Here is a 24,426-nt window from a genome sequence, read left to right on the forward strand (position 1 = left end):
CGGAAATCGTTATTTACCAATTGCTTCCATGTTCACAAATAAGAAATCCCTAGGGATAAGGCACCCAGTTACTGTCACCTTTTAATAAAATATAAAATTTGTCCTGATACTTCATTACAGTTACACCTTCATTAGATGCAACAGAGGGTGTCTGGGGCAAATTTTTTGTTAATGATTCTAAACTTATCTTATCTTGATTAAATATCTTTCCATCAACTAATCGATTCATTAACTCTGAAACAGCCAAATAACTGCTGGGATCATTTATTTGTTTTTGGGTAGGCGTAGCTTTCAAACCAATAAATTTAATTCCAACAGGAATATGTGTAATGCTTGGGCTAGGAATATCACGCAAACCTGGCATTTGTAATTTATCGCCAACAAGATTAGCCCCATGTTCAGGAATAAAAATCACAACTGCTTTGTGTCCTGCCTTCTCTAATGCAGTAAAAAGGTTCATTGTTTGATCTAAAAGTTTTTGTGCCCTCGGTGCATAAGGCGCAGGTGTGCTATCACCAACATAAGTATTCCCATCATGAAGAGAGATCTCATTGTAATAGGTAACATTGCTTTTTTGTTTTGACCTATCTAATTGCTTGAGCCAACGAGTCAATAATTCCCCATCATCTGATAGCAACTTTCCATCAAATGAAACAAGATCAGGAGAAATACCTGTTCTCGGCAGCATTGGCACATCATCTAAGCCACCAAAATTTTTAATCTCTTCGAGAAAATCACCAAATTTCCCCTCGTGGTCAAGCATAAACTCAGGAGAAAAACCAAGTTTAGCCAAGTTATCCAAAATATAACAATCTTGAGACACCGGTTTATAAAGATCAGCATGTGGTGTTTGACCACAACTCGCTCGCAATAAGCGGATTGCTGCAGGACCACTATATGATGCAGCTGAATTGAAATTATTAAACATAATATCAAATTTGCTCCATATAGGATGATCTCTTAGATGTGACGCATCTATATCTGCCCAAGCAAGAGAACAAATCTGAATAAACATGATATCGAAAGGCTGAGCATCTGCAGGAAGAGAACTTGGAAAAATAGTATGTAACCCTTTCTGTTGTTCATAGAATTGATTCAAATAGGTGTTAAGGTTCTCGTTAGTTGGCGGCAAATTACTGCTAAGTTCTATTCCTGGATTAGTCCCCACCTTAGTTTGTTCATTATTTGCAACAACTTTACTTTGCACAGGCAAAAGGTTAATGGCAGGGCCAGTTAGAGTAATAATGTTTAACCAAGTTAGTGCAATTACTGTAAGCGTAGTAATGCGAATCCATTGAGAAAAAAACTGATATGCTACTAATAATACAAAAGCTATCCCTATTAGTTCCCAATTAATAAATCGATTTACTAGCTCGAGGAGATAACTAGGGCTAAAAGCAAGAAGATTTGTACCTTGCCCCATAATGGTACTTAATCCAGGTAGCCAGGTATCATGATAAAACACCACAATTCCTATTGGAACAGCTAACCAGTTGCGGCAACGGTGAAGAACGATTGATGGCAAAGGGAAAAGTAAAAAAGACAAAAAAACTAGATTAATAAAAGGATGAAAATTCAAATATCCAGCCCATAAAAGTGCAAATTTCAACAAAAAATAATAATTCCATCCATTAATATCACGCCACACGACATGAACTTTTTGTTGTGTTTGTACCATTTCCCTCATTATTATTCTTTGTCCATAATAGTTAACTTACCTCCCAGCCGCCCATCAAAATCCGAGTAACACTGCAAAGAGAATCGATCTTTTTAATTTTTTAGTGTAACAGGATACATAAGATATTCAATGCAAAAAAATTATTTTTCATTAGCTCTATCCTACTCATTTCTTGACATAAACCTATGCATCTTGGTATTTTGTAGAAAATTTGAAATATAAGACAATATGTTTAAAAATAAAACCATTTCTATTATTGGGGCAGGCCATTTGGGTAGTGCTTTGGCACGAGGCCTCATTAAAAGCGGGCACCCAGCAAGTTCTATAACGTTCAGTAATCGAGATCCCAGTAAATCCGAACGATTGGTTAAAGAATTAGGTGTTCTATCAGCAAAAACTAATATTCAAGCAGCTACAAATACAGAGATCCTTATTTTTGCTGTTAAACCTCAGTTTATGGAGGATGTATGTAGGGAAATTGCTCCAACTATCCAACAAAGACAACCCATAATTATTTCTTTGGCGGGCGTAATAGACATAGCCAGCATAAAACGTTGGCTCAACAAAAAAGATCTGGGGATTGTTCGAGTAATGACAAATACCCCAATCGAATTTTGTAAAGGAACATCTGCGTTGTTTGCATGTACTTCGACGACTGCCGAACAAAAGCGATTAGTTGAAACTCTTTTTAATGAAGTCGGATATACATTTTGGGTAGAGCAAGAATCCATGATCGACTCACTAACAGCTCCTGTGGGCTGTGCACCTGCTTATGTTTTTTTATTTCTTGAGGCACTACAAAAAGCAGCAATAAGTAGAGGAATTCCTGAGGAATTTGCGGAAAAAATTGCCTTAGAATCCGTCTTGGGTGCTGCAGAATTAGCAAAACGATCAGAACGCTCTTTTGCCCAATTGCGTGCCAGCGTGACTACCCCTCATGGTGTAACTGCTCATTCTTTAGAGAAACTGTCCTTTACTGATTTTTTCGACATTTTTAAGCAAATCTATGCAGCTGCGGAAGAACGTATTGAACAACTAACGCACTCGTTAGGTAAAGGGTAGGATGTATCTGGGTTTATTGTAGCCTGGGTGGAGCGCAGCGTAACCCGGGAAAGATATGCCGCAAATCCCGACTTACGCTGCGCTCCACCCAGGCCACGGTTCTACTGATATTAATAGGATTAATACTCTTATCTAACCAAGGCTAGACATGGGCCTAACCCAAGGATTTAATTTAGCTAGCTTTGATGGTAATTTACTTATATTACGTTGTGCTTCAGCCCTACTTTCATACTCACCAACAGTCAGTACATACCAAATGCCTTTTGCATTAGTAAAATGCATTATTTTGGCATTTTGCGCGAGTAATTTATTATTCTGCTGAAAACGCTCTATATCTATTCTATTATGGCTGGCAGCAACTTGTATGGTATACAGATTAGTGTTGTTTTTTGAGCTTGGAGATTGCTCTTTTTCATTTTGTTTTGCAGTTGGAATCTCAACTAATTTTGATTCACGCGTGAGATCAGATTCAGGGCTCTCACGTTTAAACTCAGACTCGGGAATTCTAGCTTCTTGTTCTGCCAGATTTTTTATTTGCAATTTAGGAATCACCACAACCTTATCAACAATGGCTACAGTATCGCTAGGTATTTCATCATTAAAATCATCTAAATCTTGTTTTTTCGGTAAAGCTGAATAGACCAATTGTCGAGTTGAAGACTCCTGCCAAGGAGCAATTTGGCTCACCAACACTTCGGGTTGTGCTTGTTGATTCATTGCACTTGTATTTTCATTTGTCACTGTCTCTAAATGATATAATGATGAAAGATTATAGTTTTGAGCAAAGTAAAAACCAAAAAGTCCTGCAATTAAAGCGATGCTGGCTGCAATACCTGCTTTTTTTACCCATTTCAGTGGCTCTTTTTTCTTTTGCATAGCACATTTAAATACAAATGCTTCGAGATTGCTGTTAATTTTTGCGACATTCCCTTTGGTCAATTGATACAATTGCTTAAACTGCGCATCAGTTAATGGTTTGCTGATCAAATGGGCCGCCATGGCACGTTGCAAGACATATGTTCTTGTTTCGCTTTCATTCAAAGCACCCAATTCTATAGTATGTACCAAATTATCAAAAAACGAGGCGACTAAATTGTTAAGTGTTGCAACAATTGAATAATCCGATATAAGGCAAAGATGGAAGAAACTAAAATTCTCCTGATTCTTTATTGCCAACATTGCTTCTTTAATTAAAGATTCTGGTAAATGCTGCGCATCATCGATCAACAGCAACACATGTGCTTTACGCTCATTAATTTGAGCTACTAATGAACTAAGGTCTGTATTTTCATCTTGATTAAGGTGGAGTTGAGTTACAATCTCCTGAATTATGCTTTCTCTACTGCAAGGAGGTTTAACTGCTATACTCACAGATTTAATTTGTTGATCTAAATTACTTTGCAACAAAGTATTAAATGAAGTTTTACCTCCCTCTTTCTCAGATAAAACCGTAATTAGCACATTGTTAAAAAGAATCAAATGATTAATGAAGTCAATCTTAGCAAGCCAAGATCCTGGTTTAAACAATACTCTTGGTTGAATTACAGCCGTTACATCAGACTGAACCATTCCCTCTTTCATTTTTATTCTCCTCTTACAGCCTCAACAAGTGCATTATACAAACAATCCTCTGTTATTCCAGCTTCAAGATAACAATCACCGGGCTTCTTAAGTACCACAAAGCGTAAACAGTTATTTTTAATTTTTTTATCCGATTGCATCAATTCTTTGAGTTTCTTCAAATTTACAGTACTTGGAATTTTATGTGGCAAACCTGCATTATGTAGAATTTGCTCAACTTGCTCCACTAATTGCTTATCAACCAACTGCATTTTATGCGACAAAACTGTCGCACAGTATAAGCCAATTGCTACCGCTTCACCATGTAACCATTGCTGATAATGGGTATATGTTTCCAATGCATGTGCAAAAGTATGACCCAAATTCAGTAGGGCTCGTTGCCCTGCTTCCTTTTCATCGGTTTCTACAAATTGAGCTTTAATACGGCAACACTCAGCAATTAAATGAGGTAACTGAGGGCTCTTAGCAGTTAGCCCCTGCTGAAGTGTTTCATTGAGCAATTTAAAAAAATCACCGCCAGCAAGTAGAGCGTATTTGATCATTTCTGCTAAACCCGCACGAAACTCTCTTTCGGGAAGAGTGTTTAATGTAGCCAAATCAATAATTACGGCTTGAGGCTGATAAAAACTACCAATCATATTTTTACCTAAAGCATGATTAATCGCCGTTTTCCCACCAATAGAAGCATCGATCTGGGCGAGTAATGTAGTAGGAATTTGAACAAACTTTACTCCTCGCTGGTATGTTGCTGCTGCAAACCCAGTTATATCTCCAATCACTCCTCCACCTAAAGCGATTAACGTTGTGTCTCTATGGTGTTTATGCTGGATTAATGCATCATAAATGGTAAATAAACTTTCTTGATTTTTATATTGCTCTCCATCTTTTAAAATCAACACATCACACTGAGTATCCGCAAAAGCAGCCTGCACTTGTTTTAAATAATAAGGAGCTATTGTTTGGTTGGTAACAATTAGAATCTGTGAAGACGTGACAATGGTTCGCAGAAAATCAAATTTTTGCAAACCATTGCGACAAATAATAATAGGATATTGATGTTCCGTTAAAGATACATCAACTTGATCATAAACCTCAAAGTTCGCCATAAATATATTTTATTATATTATTTGCAACTGCTTTGACTGTTAATTTATCTGTTTCAAAGCTAACATCAGCTAATTCATTATAGAATGGCTCGCGTTCGTCTCTCAATAACTCCAATCTTCCTTCAAGATCATTTGTCTGTAGTAATGGACGTTTCGTATCGCGCTTAGTTCTTTCGAACTGTTGCTGTAATGAAGTTTTAAGATAAATTACTGTTCCACGCCCTGCTAATGCATTTCTGTTTTCAGGAGTAATTACGACTCCTCCACCAGTTGCCAAAACAATGTTAGTCTTTTGAGTTAGTTCTTCAATAACTTTTTGTTCGCGGCGCCTGAACCCATCTTCGCCCTCAATATCAAAAATCCAAGATATATCTGCGCCAGCACGTTCTTCAATCACTTCATCCGAATCAAAAAATTCTAACTTGAGCTCCTTTGCCAAAGCACGACCTATAGTGCTTTTACCTGCACCCATGGGTCCGATGAGAAAAATATTTCGTACTTTAACTATGCTCATTTTTTATTACATACCTCTTTAACTGAAATGTTCATTAATTAAAGATCGAGTCCGAAATAACTTCCCATTTTAGCATTAAACTAAAACATGATAAGTAGCCAAAAGTGGGGGATATTTGGGGCTCAACCCTAACTGTATTTTTCGCAGTTAGAAATTCCCGCTCATCATTCTACAACAAATGAGCATATTTTATAACTATTTACTCTTAATCATTTATATTATATCACTTCTTAACGTATTTTTTGGGAGTTAATACTTCATAAAACTAATTTCAGTGGGATAAAACGTATAATTTGGGTCTCCTCACGGATGGTACATCTCCATAATTTATCCAAAAAAATAAAGCTGGACTTAACTGCGTCAGCCTATGCTTGTTCAGGAATACCCAAAACACCGTTTTGGATACTGCGCATAAGGCGCAGTACGACGAGGTTAATAAAAATTAATTATTACCTAATTTGCTGATAAACCTTATTTTTCATCAAAACGAATCGGCTTTCTACCTTCAATTGTCGTAATTGACAATGAGTTCGTTATTATTTTGGGTGTAATAAAAATAAGTAACTCATCATTTTTAAGGGAAATTTGTGTGTTTTTAAATAAATTCCCAACTACTGGCAGCTGCCCAAAAAAAGGTACTCTAGTAATTGTCTTACTCTTGTCTTGCTGGTAAATACCTCCAAGAACTATAGTTTGTCCGTTGCTTACAAGAACATTTGTCTGAATTTCCTTGGTTAGGATCGCAGGCACACCGTTAAATAGTTGAGGTGAGGCAGTATCCTGATTAATCTTTAACTCCATAAGTATTTTATTATCAGGAGTAATTTGTGGTATGACTTTTAAACTTAATACTGCTTTTTTGAAAGCTACAGCAGTCGCACCGCTTGAAGTAGCCTCCTGATAGGGAATCTCCTGTCCTGAATCAATTACTGCAGGTTGTTGATTTGCGGTGATGAGTCTAGGGCTGGATATCAATTCAGCAAGCCCCTCACTTTCAAGAGCAGACAGCTCAAGATCAAGTAAAATATTATCGCCAAGTTGAGCCAATGCAATACCAATAGAGGCCGGGGTTGCTCCCGTCACAGGAGCAGCAACTAAATCAAGGTTTAATCTATCTGTAAAAGGTACGACGTTTGGAGGAGTAACCCCTTGCTCCATTTGGTTGGCTCCAGCCAATGTACCGCTTAAATGGGGCGGCTTGGAAACACCCCAACGTATTCCCAGGTCTTGTGCAAAATCTTTAGTGACTTCGACTATACGTGCTTCAATAAGCACTTGTTTGACAGGTACATCCAATTGTTTAATCAAATCCCTGACTTCGTCGATTTTGGTACCACTATCTTGAATCCAGATGGTATTTGTTCGTGTATCAACACTTATTTTACCTTTCTCAGATAAAAGTGAATTTTGTTTGTCTTTAATTAAAATCGCAAGATCGGTAGCTTTGGCATAATTAATCTGAATGAGTTCAGAACGTACCGGTTCAAGTTTTTGAATAAGATGTTGACTCTTAAGCTCTTCTGCCTCCATTTTATCAAAAGCAGATTTATAATCGATTAATATCACATTACCTGTCTGACGTTTCGCTAGGCCTTGCGTGGTCAAAATAATGTCCAAAGCTTGGTCCCATGGAATACTATTTAGCCTAAGAGTTATATTCCCTTGAACTTTATCGCTTACTACAATATTAATTCCTGTAAAATCAGCCAATAACTGTAAGACAGCGCGTATGCTGATATTTTGAAAATTCAAAGAAATTCTTCTTCCAGAAAAAACCTTCTTTTTCAATTTGGCCTGCTGTGCCTCTTCTGGAGTTAAAGGAAATACATCAATCATGAATTGTTTATTAATTTGATAAACGTATTGGCCAAAACTCCCTTTGTTTGACAAGATCATGTGCGCGTTTTTACCTGCTTGCTGAAAAGTAACGATTTGCACAGGACTGCGGAAATCTGAAACATCAAAACGTTTCCTTAGGTTCTGAGGAATTTTAGTATTTAAAAATTTAACTAGAATTTCTTCGCCTCGCTCTTCAACTTCTATTGGAACACTGGTACTGGAAACATTAACGATTGCCCGACCACCTTGTCGCTCAATTCCCCGAAAATCAAAATGATTAATTTCGTAACTTGTTTTGACTGATCGATGCGTGATTAAAAGTTCTTTAGGGGGTTGAAATAACTCATTACTTTTGCCATTCAAGATTAGCGTATAAACTTTTCCAGAGATTGAACCTACATAAGGTACGGGATAATTTAAATCCAATATAGCCCTAACACGTGATCCCACTGCCACAATAGTATAAGTATTAAGAGAACCTATTTTAATTTTTTTCGTTTTTTGTTCAGGAGGCAGTTGAAGAGTGGAGTCAATAAAATCAAGCACTATGCGTGCTGGCTTTTGGGTCACAAAACTTGCGGGTTGTTGCTTAAGAGGTTTCGCAAATTCGAAATCTATACGCAACTTTTCCTCTGGTAAAGGAATTACCTTTACAGATACAAGTGGATTATTTTGAGCAAAAGCCATCATGCTCATACCAATTAAAATGAAAAAAGCAGCTATTCTCCGCACTTTTGCTCCTACTTCCCAGTATATAATTCAATCGTGGTTCTGTGTTTTTCCCACTTTCCTGAGGTTTGTGTTGTTTCTATTAATTGAATTGAATCATTTTTAATCGACACAATACGGCCATAATTCTGCCCCATATAATTACCTATTCGAACGTGAGTAATATCCGAGCTAGGTAATTTAATCAATGCCCACATTTCATTTTCTTGCCTTAAAGTACCTACGAATTTTAATGCATCCAATGGGTAAGCTTCTAAAGGCTCTTTAGGCCTATTTTTATCTGGAGCGTTCACATCAACTTCCTGTTTTTTTTGCTCTGTAGGCTTAAATGGATTACGTCTGTTACCATTATCCGGAAATTTAAAAGTAGGTAAAGGTGAAAATGAAGGGATGGGCTCAATCTCTCGTGTTTTTCTCTGCTTCACTTCATAAATATATCGCCTCAAATCATCATTATCACTGGAGCAAGCAACCAGTAATAAAGACAATGAACAAATACACCCAAGATACTTGAGTATATAATCAATCCTTTGTTTTCGGCTCATCATTGTGTGCGATATCGATATATTTTAGCAGTAATGCTCATTTCCAATTCATCTTCCGAGACTACTTTATGATCCTTGGAAGACACCCCTTCAATATTAAAATCATGTAACGTTACAATACGATTCATTTCAGCTACTCGACTTATAAACATCGCCAATTGGAAATAAGTCCCTACCACTGAAATTTTTATAGGCAATTCAACATAAAAATCATGCATTACTTCTGGTTGAGGGGCAAATAACTCAAACTTTAAGCCTGATGCCACTCCTGTTTTAGAAATTTCTTCCAACAACCCAGGCATCTCATTTTTTTCAGGAAGTTGTTTAAGCATTAATACAAAACGCTCATTCATAACCTGTAGTTGTTCACGATAGGCAGGTAAATTATACAATTGCCGTTGCTTGTTTTCAAAATCTGTTTTTAACGTCTCTTCTTGGCCTTTCAATTTATTATACTGTGAAAAATTATCCTGTATGATCAACCAATATCCTAAAGCAATAATTAAAAGACTAACGCCTAAAAGAACACATATTTTGACCGCTACTGGCCATTGCCCCAAATTTTCCAGAGTTAATTCATTCAGGTTAATGCTGCTCATAGTATAATCCCAATCTGAAATTGTGGAGCAAGTACAAAAGTCAATTTAAATTCATTTTCAGTAGATTGCTGTTTCTCTTTGTCCTTATCCTTATCGTTCTCTTCTCTCTTGATTTCACCTAGGACTGGAGTATGAAGCCAATCATTATTCTCTATGTTTCTCATTAAAATAGAAACAAATGTATTTGATTCGGTATACCCTATGACGGAGATGATATCATTTTTGCCTTCGACCTGAATAAGATAAATTCCAGATGGCGTAACATTAATTAGATCATCAAATAAATGAACCATTAATGTTCGAGTGGATTGTAAATGCTGAACTACAGACATCCTGGAAATAAGCATTTCTCTAGCTTTTTCCAATTTTTTTATTTCTTGTAATTGCGCATCCATACTATTAATTTCTTTTTGAAGCATTTGATTTCGCGTAATTTGATTACTCACTAAACCCGAGGCATAAGAGTTAATTAAAAATACGATAAAGGCAGCAGCAACAACACATACAAGTAGCATGGTCGTAAACAGTTTTTTTTCCTGCTCCCGTTTTAATTCTCGCCAAGGAAGAAGGTTAATCTGAGTCATATAGCCTCACTTAATATTCCTTAATGCTAGGCCACAAGCTACCATTAGTGCTGGAGCATCATTATTTATAGAGTCCAAGTGCACCATTTTACCCGGAGTCATATACGCAAATGGGTTAGCTATTGTGGTACTCATTCCCAAGCGCTCTTGAACCAGCGAAACCAGACCAGGCAGTTTGGCTGATCCTCCAGACAGAAGAATATGATCTACCTCTCCGTCCTGACTTGTAGAATAAAAAAACTGCAAGGTACGCTTGATTTGCAACAATATATCCTCTTTAAAAGGATCTAAAACTTCTTTTTCATAATCTTCAGGTAATTCTCCGTTGTCTTTAGCAAGTGTCGCTTGTTCCAAAGTCATTTTATAATGTTCAGCGATTGACTCGATTAATTGTTTACCTCCAAATTTTTCTTCTCTGGAGTACACTAATTTCATTTCCTGTAACACAAATAAATGTGTATAACTTGCACCAATATCAATGATAGCAATTGTTTTACCTTGTCCAGCTGCAGGTAAATCTTTAGCAAGCTGTTGTGCCGCTCGTTCCACTGCATAAGATTCTACGTCAATCACCATTGCATCTAAGCCAGCTCGAGCTGCAGTCTCAACACGTTGATTCACATTTTCCGCTCGTGATGCAACAATAAGTACATCTAACATATGCGGATTTTTTTCAGAATGACCTAAAATTTCAAAATCAAGGTTGATTTCATCTATTGGATAAGGAATGTATTTATCAGCCTCAGTAACAATCAGCTCTTCCATCTCCTCATCATTTAAACCCTCATTGATTTGGATTACTTTGTTAATGATTGCAGCATCAGGAACAGCTAAAGCAGCCTGCTTACATGTTGTATGCAATCGATCAATTACTTTTTTAATACAACGGGAAACAACATCGATATCCTTAATTGTGTTTCCATCCATGGCATTCGAGGGTAATACTTCGCGGCCATAGTTTTCCACCACGAGCGCACCCTCTTGGCCTGAAATTTCCAATACTTTAACCGATGTTGATGTAATGTCTATTCCGAGAATTGAACGATGTTTGGGCTGAAACAATTTGAGCATGTCTCTTATTCCCTTGAATCTTCCATGCATTCAATAAATACTCCTCTAGTACCATTTATTGATGTTAACGTAAGCTCTTAAAAAATTACAATGTTTTCTGCTTCGTTAACCTATTTAAATGATTAGATTTTGCTATTTTCACCATTTCATCATAACAACTTGCGCTCCTCAAAAACATTTAATATAGTGAAAGACCAACTTGTAAGGGAAATTCACATTTATGCTTTAAAAGGAGATTTGCATGACTAGATTAGAAGAATTAATTTATTCACTCGCAACAGTTATCGTTCGTTATCACGACAGCCAAGACATAAAAGAAAAGCTTGTTGTTGCAGTTGAACCCTCAGTGCTCAGAAAAAAATCTCACGACCGCGCAATAGAAATAATTCAAGATACAAAAACCGATTATTTTCCATTCCTAGAAGGAAAGATCGCTGCATGCACAAAGGGTTATCATGTTCGAGAACAATACCTTTTGTTCATTTTAAATGAAATACGATTCCTAAAAGAACAGCTGGACAGAAAAACCCCATTTGAGCCCAAAGAGCTACAAACATTCCAAGAACAATTAACTCAGTTATTCATTGACTTTCGACAATTATTAAATTTAAAAAACGGCATGATGCATCCAGCTACAGAAAACAGCTCCAAAGGTAGTAAATTGAAGGAGTTATCTGGTTTACTAAATACTCGATATGTAGGTGGCAAATATTGTAATTCAGGTCAATTACTCATCGATGAAGTTCTGTTTGTACTTCATATGACTACAGAGGACTCTAATTCTGAACTCAAAGAAATTGCTGGAAATATTTGTATAGAACATCAAACCCAGCTATCGCTTCAAAGTGAAAAATTAAAAAATGAGGCTAAAGAGTCAGAATTCGAAAAGCAGAAATTGTCCCTTTTAGAAGCACAAAAATCGGAATTGGACTCTGCGCATAAATTGGAATTACTAGAAAAAGATAAAGCACATCAACTTGCTATGGATGAATTACGTAGTGACTTGGAGAGAATAAAGGAAGCTCCGAAGCCACAATTAGAATCATTAGAAAAAGATAAATCGTCACTACTTACGATTGATGAATTACAAAAAGAATTAGAAAAAACTAAAGCAGAACTGCAAAAAGCCCAAGAAGAGGTCTTATCTTTAAGAATTCGGCCCCCTTATCTTTTCCCTTACTCAGGTCTTGCCGGACTAATGCTTAACCAAAACAGAGGAACGACAGGAGCCCCTCGGTTTTTTCAACATTCACTTCAATCTTCTCAGACAACGACTACTCCTAAAGAGGAATCTTCGAAGTTCAATATAGAATAAGATATAGAGCAGATTGCTCTTTTCTTTAAGTTCATTTTTTACTGTGTTTCATTGGATTTTCTCCTAAAAATCCGATGAAGCACTAATAAATCAGCATAAATTACCCTCTTTTTTGCACAAAACTCGCAATCTTATAGAGAATCGCTGTATAATATCTGCCAAATTTTATTATTAAGAACACATGACTCTATGAAAATGGCATACTTCTGGCGTAAAGGTCTATGGGCGCTGATGAGCCTGTCTTTTATTTTAATCGTAGCGGGTAGTTTTTTATACCTCTACCTTGAAAGCCAACTACCTAACGTAGATTCGCTAAAAACAGTGCAACTGCAAGTGCCTTTACAAATTTTCAGTAAAGAGGGTTTGCTTATTCAAGAATATGGTGAAAAAAAACGAATTCCTGTCACTTATGATGAAATACCACCTATGCTGATTCATGCTTTGATTGCCACTGAAGATCAACGCTTTTTTGAACATCCTGGTGTCGATATTATGGGCCTTGGCCGTGCTGCAGTTCGCATGGTGAAAACAGGAACCAAATCCCAAGGTGGCAGTACAATTACCATGCAAGTGGCACGTAATTTTTTCTTAAGCCGCAAAAAAACCTTCTTACGCAAATTTAATGAGATTATGCTTGCCATAAAAATAGATAGAGAATTAAGTAAAGAAAAGATTCTCGAACTCTATCTTAATAGAATCTATTTAGGTAATCGTGCTTATGGGGTTGGTGCCGCAGCAATGGTATATTTTGGCAAACCCCTCAAAGAATTAAATCTGTCAGAATTAGCAATGATTGCTGGTCTACCCCAAGCCCCTTCAACACAAAACCCCATCGCAAATCCACTTGCTGCAAAAAAACGCCGCGACCACGTGTTAGAGCGCTTATTGGAGGAGCATTACATTAATGAAGAACAGTATCAAAATGCGATCAATCAACCCATCACTGCCAGGTATCATGGCACTCATATTGAAGTAAAAGCGCCTTATGTTGCTGAAATGATTCGTCAATCCTTATACGACAATTTCGGCCCGGATGCATATACTAAAGGCTACAAGGTTTACACAACGATTGACGGAAAATTACAAAATACAGCCAATGATGTAGTTGAAAAGAATTTAATAGCTTATGACCATAGACATGGCTATCGAGGACCTGTTGCCACCATTGGAGAAAATGACAGCAAATCGTTGCATTCAATTCAAAAGAATTTAGAGAAATATCCGGAACTAAATCACCTTATTCCTGCTGTTGTTACTGAAGTTCAGGAAAAAGAAGCAACAGCTACCTTACAAAGTGGTCGAACGATACTTATCCCCTGGAGTGGTATGTCTTGGGCCAGACCTGCACTTAAAAATGGTTGGGTAGGAAAATCTCCATCCAAAGCCATGCAAATTGTTGCTGTCGGAGATATTATTTATGTTCATTCAACCAAAGACCATTGGGAATTAGCACAAATTCCTGAAGCTGAGTCAGCGATGGTAGCACTTAATCCCCAAAATGGTGCAATAGAAGTTCTTGTTGGTGGATTTAATTTCCAAAAAAGCAAATTTAACCGTGCTACTCAATCAAGTAGACAACCAGGATCCAGCTTTAAACCTTTTGTCTATGCCGCTGCATTAAATAACGGTTATACTTTGGCAACATTGATTAATGATGCGCCAATTGTTGTTGATGACCCAAGCCAACCAAACCTATGGCGTCCTCATAATGTGAATCTGAAATTCAATGGGCCAACACGTTTGAAACAAGCTTTAGTACAATCTAAAAATTTGGTTTCTATACGTATTCTTGATGACATAGGCATCAATTACACCATCGATTTCCTAACTCGATTTGGCTTTAATAAGAAAACCCTTCCCAAAGGGTTATCCCTGGCTTTAGGTAGTTTGTCTGTTAGTCCTATGGATCTTACTGCTGCATATGCTATTTTCGCAAACGGTGGTTATAAAGTTGAACCTTATCTTATCGATCATATTACGGATACAGATGGTAAAATTTTGTTACAAGCCAAACCGACTATTGTTTGCAATAATTGCAAAACTAATGTGGAGCATTCAACGCTAGCACCTCGCGTCATTCCAGAAGACATTACCTTTTTAATGAATACCGCATTAAAAGATGTGATTCAGCATGGCACCGCGCGTGCGGCTCGAGTGCTCAATCGTCAAGATATAGCAGGTAAAACCGGTACAACCAATGATCAGGTAGATGCCTGGTTTGCTGGATTTAATTCCGATCTTGTTGTAACAACCTGGATTGGTTTTGATAATCCAAAATCCTTACATGAATATGCAGCAGGGCTTGCTCTGCCTTTATGGATAGACTTTATGAAAGTTGCTCTGAAAGGAAAACCTGAAAGTGAGATGAAACAGCCTGAGAATGTAGTCGCTGTTCGCATTGATCCTAATAGTGGCTTATTAGCTCGTCCCAATCAGGCAAATGGGGTGATTGAGTATTTTCGAAATAAAGAAGTTCCTGCAGAAGAAGATCCAACTCCTGTCTATAATGCGAGTAATGATCAACAACAACTTCCAACTGGCGAAGACAGTTTGTTTTAATCAATTCGTGTAGCCTGGGTGAAGCGTAGCGGAACCCAGGATTTGGGGAATTATTCACTCATTCAGCAAACCCGGGTTCCGCTACGCTTCACCCAGGCTACATTTATAGAGTAAATTGAGACAACAATAGGTCTGTTTATCGACCAGCCAATGCTATCGCTGCAGGTGTATACTCATAGCCTAAATCACGGGCAACTGCATCAAAAGTAATTTTACCTTGATGAACATTTAAGCCATTGAGTAAATGCTTATCATTTAATAATGCTAACTTCACGCCTTTGGTTACAATGCTTAACACAAAAGGTAAGGTTGCATTATTCAACGCAAAAGTTGATGTTCTTGGAACTGCACCTGGCATATTCGCAACACAATAATGAACTACGTTATCAACAACATACGTTGGTTCTTGATGTGTTGTGGGACGGCTTGTTTCAAAACATCCACCTTGGTCAATGGCTACATCCACTAATACCGAACCAGGTCGCATTGATTTAAGCATGGCACGAGTCATTAATTTTGGAGCAGCTGCACCAGGAACCAATACCGCACCAATCACCAAATCAGCACTTGCCACATATTTTTCTATAGAATCAGCTGTAGAATAGACAGTATTGAGCTTAGAACCAAATTGGAAATCTAACTCATTTAAACGTTGTAAAGAACGATCAAGCACTGTAACACGTGCTTCCATTCCCATAGCCATGCGCACTGCATTCGTACCGACTACACCGCCGCCAATAACTACTACGTTTGCCGCAGCCACTCCAGGAACACCGCCTAATAAAATACCACTACCGCCTTGAGCCATCTCCAAACAATGGGCCCCTGCCTGAATAGACATTCGTCCAGCAACTTGTGACATTGGAGCCAATAATGGCAAACCGCCTCCCTCTTCAGTTACTGTTTCATAAGCAATAGCAGTCACTCCAGACTCTTTAAGCATACGTGCCTGATGAGGATCTGGGGCTAAATGCAAATAGGTAAATAAAGTTTGGCCTTCACGAAGACGCTTACACTCGATTGGTTGCGGCTCTTTTACTTTTACTATGAGTTCCGCTCTGGAAAACACTTCATCTGCGCTATCAACAACCTCTGCTCCGGCATGCCGATAATCATCGTCAGAAATACCTATCCCCAATCCAGCGCCCTTCTCTACTATAGCGGAGCTTCCTACTCTTATAATTTCCCTGATACTAGAAGGAACAAGACCAACACGATTTTCTTGAGGTTTAATTTCTTTTGGAACACCTACTAACATACTTTCTCCCTCTAACGGTTTTTTAAATGTGCAATTAACTGTGGCACAAGTTCAAATAAATCACCAACCAAACCATAATCAGCGATTTGAAAAATAGGGGCGTCTTCATCCTTATTAATTGCTACTATAATCTTGGAATCTTTCATCCCTGCCAAATGCTGTACAGCTCCTGAGATTCCCACAGCAATATATAGCATTGGTGCAACTATCCTTCCGGTTTGCCCCACCTGATAATCATTAGGAACAAATCCGGCATCTACAGCAGCACGGGATGCTCCTACAGCAGCACCAAGTACATCGGCTAACTCTTCAATTAGCTTAAACTTTTCGGCACTTTGCAATCCTCTTCCACCTGAAACAACAATTTTAGCGCTGCCTAAATCAGGTCGTTCAGATTTACTTAATTCATGTTTCACGAATTGACTACTCTTTGCAACACATTCTTTATCGATTTGTTCGACGCAACAACTTGGTTGACTTGTAGTTATAGGATTAAAAGCGGTTGATCTAATAGTTAAAACTTTTATTGGATCAAGGACTCGCACGGTTTCTATAGCATTACCTGCGTATATCGGATGTTCAAAAGTATCTTTATCAATAATTTTGCTGACATCAGAAACTTGAGCCACGTCCAATTGTGCTGCAATACGTGGAGCAATATTTTTACCAAATGTGCTCGCTGGCACTAATATGGCTTTAAATGAATGGGCAAAAGAAAGAACTACCTCACTTACTTGCTCTGCTAAAGGATGCTCATAACAAGGTTTATCAATGCACCAAACAGCATGTGCTCCTGCAAGAGTTGCCGCTTGTTCAGCTACCGCTTTGCACTGATATCCAACAACGAGTAAGGTCGGATTATCGCCCAACTCCAATGCAGCAGCTAACGCATTACGGGTAGATGGATGTAATGTTTGATTATCATGTTCAACAAGTACTAAAGTGCTCATCTCGCCCCCTTATCAAAGCACTTTGGCTTCATGCTGTAATTTATCCAATAACTCAGTCACTGATTCAACCCTCACTCCAGCACTGCGAACCGCAGGTGCAGTGACTTTTAATACTTCAACATGTTTTTTAAGTGACAATCCCATACTATTTAATTCTAAAACATCTAAAGGTTTCTTTTTGGCTTTCATGATATTGGGAAGACTGGCATATCGTGGTTCATTCAAGCGTAGATCCGTACTCACTACAGCTGGCAAATGCACGCTTATTGTTTCTAGTCCACCGTCAATCTCACGGGTTACCTCAAGGTGATCAGCATGTGCTTCTATTTTAGAAGCATAGGTAGCCTGCGACCAATTTAACAAGGCAGCCAACATTTGTGGTGTTTGATTATTATCACCATCAATAGCTTGTTTCCCCATCAATACTAAATCTGGTTTTTCATCATCGACGATCTTTTTTAATATTTTTGCGATATTAAGGCTTTCAAATGAATCTTGGGTTTGAACCAATATCGCTCTATCTACTCCTAAGGCCAAAGCATGCCTTAAGGTTTCCTGCGAGCTATCTCCGCCAATGCTGACTGCGATCACTTCAGTAGCCCAATTTTTTTCGCGTAACCGTAACGCTTCTTCTACAGCAATTTCATCAAATGGATTCATTGCCATTTTAATATTTTGTGTTTCAACTCCTGAATGGTCCGATTTGACCCGAATTTTGACATAAGGATCGATTACACGCTTCACTGCCACGAGAATTTTCATAATTCCTCACTGGATAATCAAAACAATCGCATCTTGCCAGAGATACTGTGCCAAATTCAAGGGGGTATTTCTATTTAAGCTGAATTTGACACCTAAATTGTTGCTGGGATAACGACTAAAATTGAGCCTACCGGCGTTAAAATTTATTTCATTATAAAGGATTAACCCTTACTTAAAGTAGGCTGCATCTCAACATCATCTATTAGCAGACTAATCACATGCTCAGCTCGGTCAACCGCCAAAGCAGTCTTTCCTCCCTTAGTATAAACATTGGAGTTTTTTTTAATTATTTCTAATGCATCATGAGCTTTCGCAATTTTTTGTTCAACCAGCAAATCCTCGTCTTTATCTAACACACGCAATCTAAGTAAAAACGCATCTAGTGCACGATACTTCTCTCCTCCTGCTCTCCAATTTCTAAAAAATTGTTGCTCTAATAATCCGAGATATGATTCGATAGGTGCTGCGATCATTTTTAGTTGTGGCGTTTTAAAATTATCACTTTGATTTTGACTTGCAAGAATTAATTCGCGACACAAGTTTTCTTCTGCAGTCGCACCATCAAATTTAACTTCAGGAGAATAGCTAATTAACGGGGTTAAAAGAGTAGAACCTATCTGCAAACTCATCTCATAACACTGTCGAGATGCCCAAAAAGTCATTTCGACGAGACATACTAATAACGTTGTAGTAGCCGTAGCAGAAACCATAGTAACCTTTTGCAAAGCACCCCCAAGTTTTTGCAATTTTTTTGAATTGCTACTCTCCATATATTGTCCACTTTTTAATAAAGCAAAATACAGGGCATAAACAGTAAATAACTCTTCAGCAAAAACAAAAGTACTGAAACTGATAAAAACCATTGGCAGAAATGAAATTAAAGCACGTATCCCTTTCGGTTTTATCTTTCCTACCTCATCAAAATAGCCCCCTGATTGATCAAGCAAACCTAAAAGACTTACATAAAAATTACGCTCAGTAAATGTTCTGGAAGTATTTTTTAAGTTTTCTAACCATTTTTTAAGATCTTCGCGAGATGATATTTCATCAAATTTAATCAGTTTAAAATCCTGGGGAGATGTTAATTTTCCATGACAGAGGCCTAGTGTTTTAAAACAAGCCCCATCATTGCGGTCTTCAGATAAATTCTTTTCGAGCCATTTAACTTCTGGAACAAATTTTTCTATGAGGTCCGGATGAAAGTATAAAGATAAATTTTTATAATTTTTTCGGATTTTTACTTTTTCTGGGCCGTCTTTAAGTAACAATTTATTAATTAATTTAATAAAATCAGCATCCAGACGTAACAGAGCCTCTGTATTCAAGTCACTCTTATAACATTTATTTTCTTCATCATAACTGGCATAGATGCTAACCAGAGTTTTTAATTCAGTCTCTACAGTCATAACCTCTCCTTAGATTGGCTAAGGATCGATACTGCTAAAAACTCAGTCAACTTAGAGATTTGCGATCCCTAGTTATCGAACAGTACAATCCATTTTATTAAACCAATTCTTCCGTTTAAGATATTCAGTAAAAAAGCCAACAACCAACAGACTAATATAAAATGCGCTCATCACATCACTCAAATAATGAAAACAGAGCAAGACTCGAGTTGCGACAACGAGTAGAGCAATAACAAGTAAAACATAAAAATATCGAGAAAAAAGTACCCCAAGTCCTGAAGCCAAACTAATAACTGTTGTTGTATGTCCTGAAGGTAAAGACCAATAGTTTGCGCTTAATTTAAACCAATAAAATCCAAATTCATTACTTGAAAATAGCAAGTCTGGACGAGCACGGCTTAATGTAACTTTCAAAATAAAACAAACCAAATTAGCTAAAAACACACATCCTAACAAATACCAAGATCGCGCTTCATACACAGTATTAACTTGAATGTATCGGAAATACAAAGCCGCAATAAAAAACAAAATGATATAAGCAACCCATTTACCCAAAGCAGTCAATAGTTCCAAAAAAGGTACCTTGGTTCCAAGAGCCAACTGATAAAAATAAGTCGCTACAGGCTTGTCTACAAAATAATAGGCTAAAATAACAAAAATTGCATAAACAATAATAACCCAAGGTTTTTTCATAAAATAAAATAGCTTATCAAATTGTGTCATCAATCAAATCCTTATTTTTCACGTAAGTACCATGGAATAGTAATAACAATCGTATTGGGATCTCGCTTTAAAAACAGTAAAGTACGTAATCCTGGAGCATGGATATTGTGAAGTAAGTACTCATACCACTTAGGTTCTACCAACTCAGGTATAATAAGCGCAATAAGTCTATTTTTCTCCTCTTTTCTTACTTTACTTACAAAATTTAATAATGGTTTATAAATACGTCGATATGGTGATTTAATAATTTCCAGTTTGGGAGTTTTTTTAGCTGCATCTTTGGCTGGGATTTCAATTTTATCATGCCAAAGCTGTTGCAACCGCTCAACATCTTCATACCCTGCATCAATAAAAACTGCTGTAATATCATCCGAAAGTAACATTCCAAATTGAATTGCTTTTTCTGCAATTAAATCCAAACCATGAATTGGAATAATAACTATAGGATGTTTTAGTGAACGAAGATTTATTTTTATTGGATTTTCAATTTCCTGAGCAATTTTTTTATAGTGAAGTTTAATACGATGCATTAAATAGGCTAGCGAAGGCGCAAGAACAACAATGATCCAGGCACCTTCAATAAATTTTGTCATGATAATAATAACAAGTGCAATTGCAGTAACTACAGCGCCAAATGCATTGACGATTAATTTATATCGAAATTGCTGATTTTCCTTACGTAACCAATACTTTACCATGCCAATCTGAGAAAAAAGAAAGGCACTAAAAGCACCAACAGCAAATAATGGAATCAGATTATTTGTAATTCCTTTAAAAGCAATCAAAATTAGCGCAGAAAAAATTGCCAAAATAATAATTCCGACTGAAAAAACTAGACGTCTACCACGTTCAGCAAAGAAATAAGGTAAATAATTATCCTCAGCAAGGAAGCGACATACCCTTGGAAAAGCTGAGAAACTGGTTTGTGCCGAGTAGGCAAGAACAATAAAAATACTCGCAATCGAAATATAGTAAAAAATACCTTTCCCTGTAGCCGCTTCAACGAGTTGCGACAGTATGGTTTGATATCCTGGGCGGCTCTGATCCATAGCTATTATATGATAAGCGGGACAAAGATAACCAATGAGTATTAAAAATAGCGCAAGCGTGCCAACAATTATAGTCAACGTCCATTGTGCATTTCGTACGGTTGGCTTGCGAAACAAAGGCACCGCATTACTAACTGCTTCGACCCCTGTCATCGCGGTTAAACCATTAGCAAAAGCAGTTAACAACATCCAAAATGTCAATGTTTCAAGTGAATTCGTTTGACTTTTTGCTATGTTATGTACAGGTAGTGGATGTCCACCATTAATCCAAACCTCTCCTAATCCAATAAGCAGAGTAACTGATATGCACACTATAAAAATAATTACCGGAATTACAAGAAGTGTTCCTGTCTCACGAATTCCTCGCAAATTAATTAAGGTGAGCATAAGCAGGATCACAAGACATAATGTCAGTGTGTAGGGATGCAATGCAGGAATTGCCGACACAATCGCACCAACACCAGCTGATATACCAACTGTAACATTCAATAAATAATCCAGTATTAGAGAAATCGCTGCACCTAAACCATATTTTTTGCCCAAATTATCACTAGCAACAATGTAGGCCCCTCCTCCATTTGGATATGCGGCAGTTGTTTGCATGTAAGAAAAATACAAAGACATAAGCACAATAACGACTAATATGGATATAGTAAAAAAATGATTTAATCCGATTATTCCGGCTGGTAACAAAACAGCAAGTGCTGCTTCCGGCCCATATGCTGTTGAAGATAATGCATCTAATCCCAGTGCGGGAACTCCAGTTAATATGGATAATTCTTGTGTCTTCCTAGACCTTAACGAAAGAGGTTTTCCCAAGATTTTATCTATGATTGACATGTCCCTATAACCTCAAAATTTTTAATCTATTGTAACTATTCAATAAAACTTAATAAAGATATCTTCATCCGAGTAATTAACTCGAACTTGTTCATAAAAGTAAAACCATTGACTTGTTGACAAAAGGATCAAAAAGCACAACAATTCGACTTAAAATTTTAATTATGGAACTCTTATTATGGATATAAAAAAATTTTCTATTGGCTTAATCAAAGTGCTCGCTTTTGCTTTATTAATAATCCAGAGCGCTTTTGCCGAAGATATTAAGGTTGTTGGAACGTTAGAGCAGGCTTTAAAACAAGATGATGTAAGCTTGTCGCAAAATACCTCTGTAAAAGATGAAAAAGTCATACAATTAATGCACGTGGAATTATCAAATGAAGCAAAAAATCTTCTGATCAACCATGCTAAAGATGCTTTAGAACATAAACATCAGTTTGCCTATACCTCACCCAGCGCACCGATGCCCAATAACATTAAACTGGGTATGAATAATGTACCCGTATTGGATCAAGGAATACATGGGACCTGTACTACATTTGCAGTAACTGCCGCGCTTGATGCCACGATGATCAAAGGTGATTATATTAGTCAATTGTGTAACCTACAGCTAGGCAGTTATTTGGAAAGCTATGGTTACGGTCCAAGTGGTTGGGATGGAAGTTATGCAAATTACGTAATAGCCCAAATGGAATATTATGGAATCGTCAATAAGTTAAAGCAGTTAAAATTTGGTTGCGGAGATCTGACCCAATATCCTACTTACTCAGCACATAATCCAGAATCTTTTATGGCACCTGAAAAATTTAAATTACTCAGTGAACCTGTTTTTGGGAAGGAGGTTAACTGGTCTGATGTATACCAAAGAAATAATCCTGAGAAAAATTTAAATAGTGTAAAGCAGGCCCTGAATGCTGGCGACAGATTGGCCTTTGCTGTGCTTCTTCCCCGTACCGATTTAGGATTTGTGGGAGCAGTTGCCAAATATAAGACCTGGATATACAAAGATACATGGGTATTAACTCCAGAAATTATAGCAGGTGTTGATTCTGTAGAAGCAGCTCATGAAATGGTCATTACCGGGTATGATGATAATGCGGTTGCGGTGGATAATAATGGAGTAAAGCATACAGGGTTATTATTTTTACGTAACTCTTGGGGCACTTCTGTTGGTGATTATGGCGAATTTTATATGTCTTATGATTATTTTAAATTATTAGCTTATGATATAACCCGATTTTCGCGAGCTTCAATATAACTGGAACAAGGAAAAAATTTTTTCAAACGTAGATACTGTCAAAATGCAATCTTTCAACGAAAATTTAGGTTGCTTGTGATCGTTGTAGCCTGGGTGTAGCGCAGCGAAACCCGGGATATAGCAGCGTGAATTTTTATCCGTAACCCGGGTTACGGCTTTGCCTTCACCCAGGCTACATTTCTACGTTTCTATCTCCTTAAGTTGCAAACGATAAAAATCGACCGCATTAGTCAATAAAATTTTATTCGTTATATCAGGATCAAACGTATCCGAAATGAGAACAATATCTTCTTCTTTAAAAGGTTGTGGCGCACGTGTTGATGGAAGATCAGTACCAAACATCAACGCATTGGGATTAATAGAAACAATCGTTTTTAAAGCCTTAGCCACATCAAAATCAACTCGCCCAAATCCAGATGCTTTCACTTTGACGCCTTGTTCAACAAGCTTAAATAATTCAGAAAGCCCTTTTTTTGATAATCCTAGATGATCGATACACAAAGCAGGTAAACTGAGCAATTGATCGGCTAATTCAATAAGCTCAGAAGAGTCAACATATAATTCAACATGCCACTGTGCAATCTCATAAACTCGATGCGCCATGTCACTTAAATGTTCGATTGTTTCTGAACCACCTCTTTTTAAATTAAATCGTATTCCTCGAATCCCCTGCTGATTTAATTCAATAATTTGCTCATCACTTACTGAAGCAGGTAATTGAGTCACCCCAACAAAATTTGAACCCAAAGTGTGCAAAGCATTAACAAGATACGTTTGGTCAAATGCTTGAAAAGAGCCTGATACTACTGCCCCACCAACAATATGCAAGGGTTTTGCAATTTTAAGATAATCCATAACCGTAAACTCATTGGGTAAATAGGATTGGTTGGCAACCAAAGGAAACTGGTAATCGATAATATGTAAATGTGCATCAAATAGGTTAATCATTTATGTCCCTGTTTTTACGTAATCCTTTATTGTAGCCTGGCTGCTTGCAG

The 24,426-nt window shown here is 37.3% G+C and carries 20 protein-coding genes; 4 read left to right on the forward strand and 16 right to left on the reverse strand.

Going from position 1 to position 24,426, the window contains the following annotated elements; genetic code table 11:
* Window positions 1-49 precede the first annotated feature (49 nt).
* The gene (bcsG, locus tag Lstg_RS04965; RefSeq protein WP_238585375.1) at window positions 50-1,678 is read right to left on the reverse strand and encodes a cellulose biosynthesis protein BcsG; all 1,629 of its coding nucleotides are present in this window, start codon (window positions 1,676-1,678) and stop codon (window positions 50-52) included.
* 228 nt (window positions 1,679-1,906) lie between these two features.
* On the opposite strand from bcsG, the gene proC reads away from it, so the two are divergent.
* Window positions 1,907-2,740 carry a pyrroline-5-carboxylate reductase gene (gene proC / locus Lstg_RS04970; protein WP_058476560.1) on the forward strand — a complete coding sequence of 278 codons (834 nt, stop codon included), beginning with the start codon at window positions 1,907-1,909 and terminating at the stop codon, window positions 2,738-2,740.
* A 132-nt stretch (window positions 2,741-2,872) separates the two neighbouring features.
* Here proC and Lstg_RS04975 read toward each other — a convergent pair whose 3' ends face one another.
* The 8 genes from Lstg_RS04975 to Lstg_RS05010 form a co-directional block, all read right to left on the reverse strand.
* Window positions 2,873-4,321, reverse strand: coding sequence for an SPOR domain-containing protein (locus Lstg_RS04975; RefSeq protein ID WP_058476561.1), 1,449 nt, complete (start codon window positions 4,319-4,321; stop codon window positions 2,873-2,875).
* 2 nt (window positions 4,322-4,323) lie between these two features.
* Window positions 4,324-5,427 (reverse strand): 3-dehydroquinate synthase, encoded by a 1,104-nt coding sequence (aroB, locus tag Lstg_RS04980; protein ID WP_058476562.1) that lies wholly within the window; start codon window positions 5,425-5,427, stop codon window positions 4,324-4,326.
* A complete protein-coding gene (gene aroK / locus Lstg_RS04985; protein ID WP_058476563.1) occupies window positions 5,414-5,941 on the reverse strand; it encodes a shikimate kinase AroK in 528 nt (175 codons plus the stop codon). Before aroK ends, aroB begins: the two co-directional genes overlap by 14 nt.
* Window positions 5,942-6,412: 471 nt before the next feature.
* Window positions 6,413-8,512: a type IV pilus secretin PilQ gene (locus Lstg_RS04990; protein WP_058476564.1), complete on the reverse strand. Its 2,100-nt coding sequence runs from the start codon at window positions 8,510-8,512 to the stop codon at window positions 6,413-6,415.
* An 8-nt stretch (window positions 8,513-8,520) separates the two neighbouring features.
* A complete protein-coding gene (locus Lstg_RS04995) occupies window positions 8,521-9,057 on the reverse strand; it encodes a pilus assembly protein PilP (protein WP_058476565.1) in 537 nt (178 codons plus the stop codon).
* Window positions 9,054-9,653 carry a type IV pilus inner membrane component PilO gene (locus Lstg_RS05000; protein WP_058476566.1) on the reverse strand — a complete coding sequence of 200 codons (600 nt, stop codon included), beginning with the start codon at window positions 9,651-9,653 and terminating at the stop codon, window positions 9,054-9,056. Before Lstg_RS05000 ends, Lstg_RS04995 begins: the two co-directional genes overlap by 4 nt.
* Window positions 9,650-10,237 carry a PilN domain-containing protein gene (locus Lstg_RS05005; protein WP_058476567.1) on the reverse strand — a complete coding sequence of 196 codons (588 nt, stop codon included), beginning with the start codon at window positions 10,235-10,237 and terminating at the stop codon, window positions 9,650-9,652. Before Lstg_RS05005 ends, Lstg_RS05000 begins: the two co-directional genes overlap by 4 nt.
* 6 nt (window positions 10,238-10,243) lie before the next feature.
* Window positions 10,244-11,308, reverse strand: a complete 1,065-nt coding sequence (locus Lstg_RS05010) for a pilus assembly protein PilM (RefSeq protein ID WP_058476568.1) — start codon at window positions 11,306-11,308, stop codon at window positions 10,244-10,246.
* Window positions 11,309-11,549: 241 nt separating this feature from the next.
* On the opposite strand from Lstg_RS05010, the gene Lstg_RS05015 reads away from it, so the two are divergent.
* A complete protein-coding gene (locus Lstg_RS05015; RefSeq protein WP_058476569.1) occupies window positions 11,550-12,623 on the forward strand; it encodes a hypothetical protein in 1,074 nt (357 codons plus the stop codon).
* Window positions 12,624-12,812: 189 nt separating this feature from the next.
* On the forward strand, window positions 12,813-15,182 hold the full coding sequence (locus Lstg_RS05020) for a penicillin-binding protein 1A (RefSeq protein WP_058476570.1): 2,370 nt from the start codon (window positions 12,813-12,815) through the stop codon (window positions 15,180-15,182).
* Window positions 15,183-15,318: 136 nt separating this feature from the next.
* Here Lstg_RS05020 and ald read toward each other — a convergent pair whose 3' ends face one another.
* The 6 genes from ald to Lstg_RS05050 all read right to left on the reverse strand — a co-directional run bounded on the left by ald (window position 15,319) and on the right by Lstg_RS05050 (window position 22,170).
* Window positions 15,319-16,440 (reverse strand): alanine dehydrogenase, encoded by a 1,122-nt coding sequence (gene ald, locus Lstg_RS05025; protein WP_058476571.1) that lies wholly within the window; start codon window positions 16,438-16,440, stop codon window positions 15,319-15,321.
* An 11-nt stretch (window positions 16,441-16,451) separates the two neighbouring features.
* A complete protein-coding gene (locus Lstg_RS05030) occupies window positions 16,452-17,390 on the reverse strand; it encodes an electron transfer flavoprotein subunit alpha/FixB family protein (RefSeq protein WP_058476572.1) in 939 nt (312 codons plus the stop codon).
* A gap of 12 nt (window positions 17,391-17,402) precedes the next feature.
* Entirely contained in the window at window positions 17,403-18,152 is a 750-nt protein-coding gene (locus Lstg_RS05035; RefSeq protein WP_058476573.1) for an electron transfer flavoprotein subunit beta/FixA family protein, read from the reverse strand.
* Window positions 18,153-18,313: 161 nt separating this feature from the next.
* A complete protein-coding gene (locus Lstg_RS05040; RefSeq protein WP_058476574.1) occupies window positions 18,314-19,558 on the reverse strand; it encodes a hypothetical protein in 1,245 nt (414 codons plus the stop codon).
* A 72-nt stretch (window positions 19,559-19,630) separates the two neighbouring features.
* Window positions 19,631-20,281, reverse strand: a complete 651-nt coding sequence (locus Lstg_RS05045; RefSeq protein ID WP_058476575.1) for a phosphatase PAP2 family protein — start codon at window positions 20,279-20,281, stop codon at window positions 19,631-19,633.
* Window positions 20,282-20,292: 11 nt separating this feature from the next.
* A complete protein-coding gene (locus Lstg_RS05050; protein WP_058476576.1) occupies window positions 20,293-22,170 on the reverse strand; it encodes an APC family permease in 1,878 nt (625 codons plus the stop codon).
* A 178-nt stretch (window positions 22,171-22,348) separates the two neighbouring features.
* Between Lstg_RS05050 and Lstg_RS05055 the strand changes: the two genes are divergently transcribed.
* The gene (locus tag Lstg_RS05055; protein WP_058476577.1) at window positions 22,349-23,428 is read left to right on the forward strand and encodes a C1 family peptidase; all 1,080 of its coding nucleotides are present in this window, start codon (window positions 22,349-22,351) and stop codon (window positions 23,426-23,428) included.
* A gap of 180 nt (window positions 23,429-23,608) precedes the next feature.
* Here the strand turns inward: Lstg_RS05055 and Lstg_RS05060 are convergent, their stop codons facing one another.
* Window positions 23,609-24,376 (reverse strand): amidohydrolase family protein, encoded by a 768-nt coding sequence (locus Lstg_RS05060; RefSeq protein ID WP_058476578.1) that lies wholly within the window; start codon window positions 24,374-24,376, stop codon window positions 23,609-23,611.
* Window positions 24,377-24,426: the final 50 nt, after the last annotated feature.

This window comes from Legionella steigerwaltii (assembly GCF_001468065.1).
GTDB classification, from domain to species: Bacteria; Pseudomonadota; Gammaproteobacteria; order Legionellales; family Legionellaceae; genus Legionella; species Legionella steigerwaltii.

Coding starts and splice junctions, on each gene's coding strand:
- Lstg_RS05000 (WP_058476566.1), bottom strand. CDS start 9,653: ATGAGCAGCATTAACCTGAATGAATTAACTCTGGAAAATTTGGGGCAA.
- proC (WP_058476560.1), top strand. CDS start 1,907: ATGTTTAAAAATAAAACCATTTCTATTATTGGGGCAGGCCATTTGGGT.
- aroK (WP_058476563.1), bottom strand. CDS start 5,941: ATGAGCATAGTTAAAGTACGAAATATTTTTCTCATCGGACCCATGGGT.
- Lstg_RS05020 (WP_058476570.1), top strand. CDS start 12,813: ATGAAAATGGCATACTTCTGGCGTAAAGGTCTATGGGCGCTGATGAGC.
- ald (WP_058476571.1), bottom strand. CDS start 16,440: ATGTTAGTAGGTGTTCCAAAAGAAATTAAACCTCAAGAAAATCGTGTT.
- Lstg_RS05050 (WP_058476576.1), bottom strand. CDS start 22,170: ATGTCAATCATAGATAAAATCTTGGGAAAACCTCTTTCGTTAAGGTCT.
- Lstg_RS05005 (WP_058476567.1), bottom strand. CDS start 10,237: ATGACTCAGATTAACCTTCTTCCTTGGCGAGAATTAAAACGGGAGCAG.
- Lstg_RS05030 (WP_058476572.1), bottom strand. CDS start 17,390: ATGAGCACTTTAGTACTTGTTGAACATGATAATCAAACATTACATCCA.
- Lstg_RS04975 (WP_058476561.1), bottom strand. CDS start 4,321: ATGAAAGAGGGAATGGTTCAGTCTGATGTAACGGCTGTAATTCAACCA.
- Lstg_RS05045 (WP_058476575.1), bottom strand. CDS start 20,281: ATGACACAATTTGATAAGCTATTTTATTTTATGAAAAAACCTTGGGTT.
- Lstg_RS05015 (WP_058476569.1), top strand. CDS start 11,550: ATGACTAGATTAGAAGAATTAATTTATTCACTCGCAACAGTTATCGTT.
- Lstg_RS05055 (WP_058476577.1), top strand. CDS start 22,349: ATGGATATAAAAAAATTTTCTATTGGCTTAATCAAAGTGCTCGCTTTT.
- aroB (WP_058476562.1), bottom strand. CDS start 5,427: ATGGCGAACTTTGAGGTTTATGATCAAGTTGATGTATCTTTAACGGAA.
- Lstg_RS05060 (WP_058476578.1), bottom strand. CDS start 24,376: ATGATTAACCTATTTGATGCACATTTACATATTATCGATTACCAGTTT.
- Lstg_RS05035 (WP_058476573.1), bottom strand. CDS start 18,152: ATGAAAATTCTCGTGGCAGTGAAGCGTGTAATCGATCCTTATGTCAAA.
- Lstg_RS05010 (WP_058476568.1), bottom strand. CDS start 11,308: ATGCTCAAATTGTTTCAGCCCAAACATCGTTCAATTCTCGGAATAGAC.
- bcsG (WP_238585375.1), bottom strand. CDS start 1,678: ATGGTACAAACACAACAAAAAGTTCATGTCGTGTGGCGTGATATTAAT.
- Lstg_RS04995 (WP_058476565.1), bottom strand. CDS start 9,057: ATGATGAGCCGAAAACAAAGGATTGATTATATACTCAAGTATCTTGGG.
- Lstg_RS05040 (WP_058476574.1), bottom strand. CDS start 19,558: ATGACTGTAGAGACTGAATTAAAAACTCTGGTTAGCATCTATGCCAGT.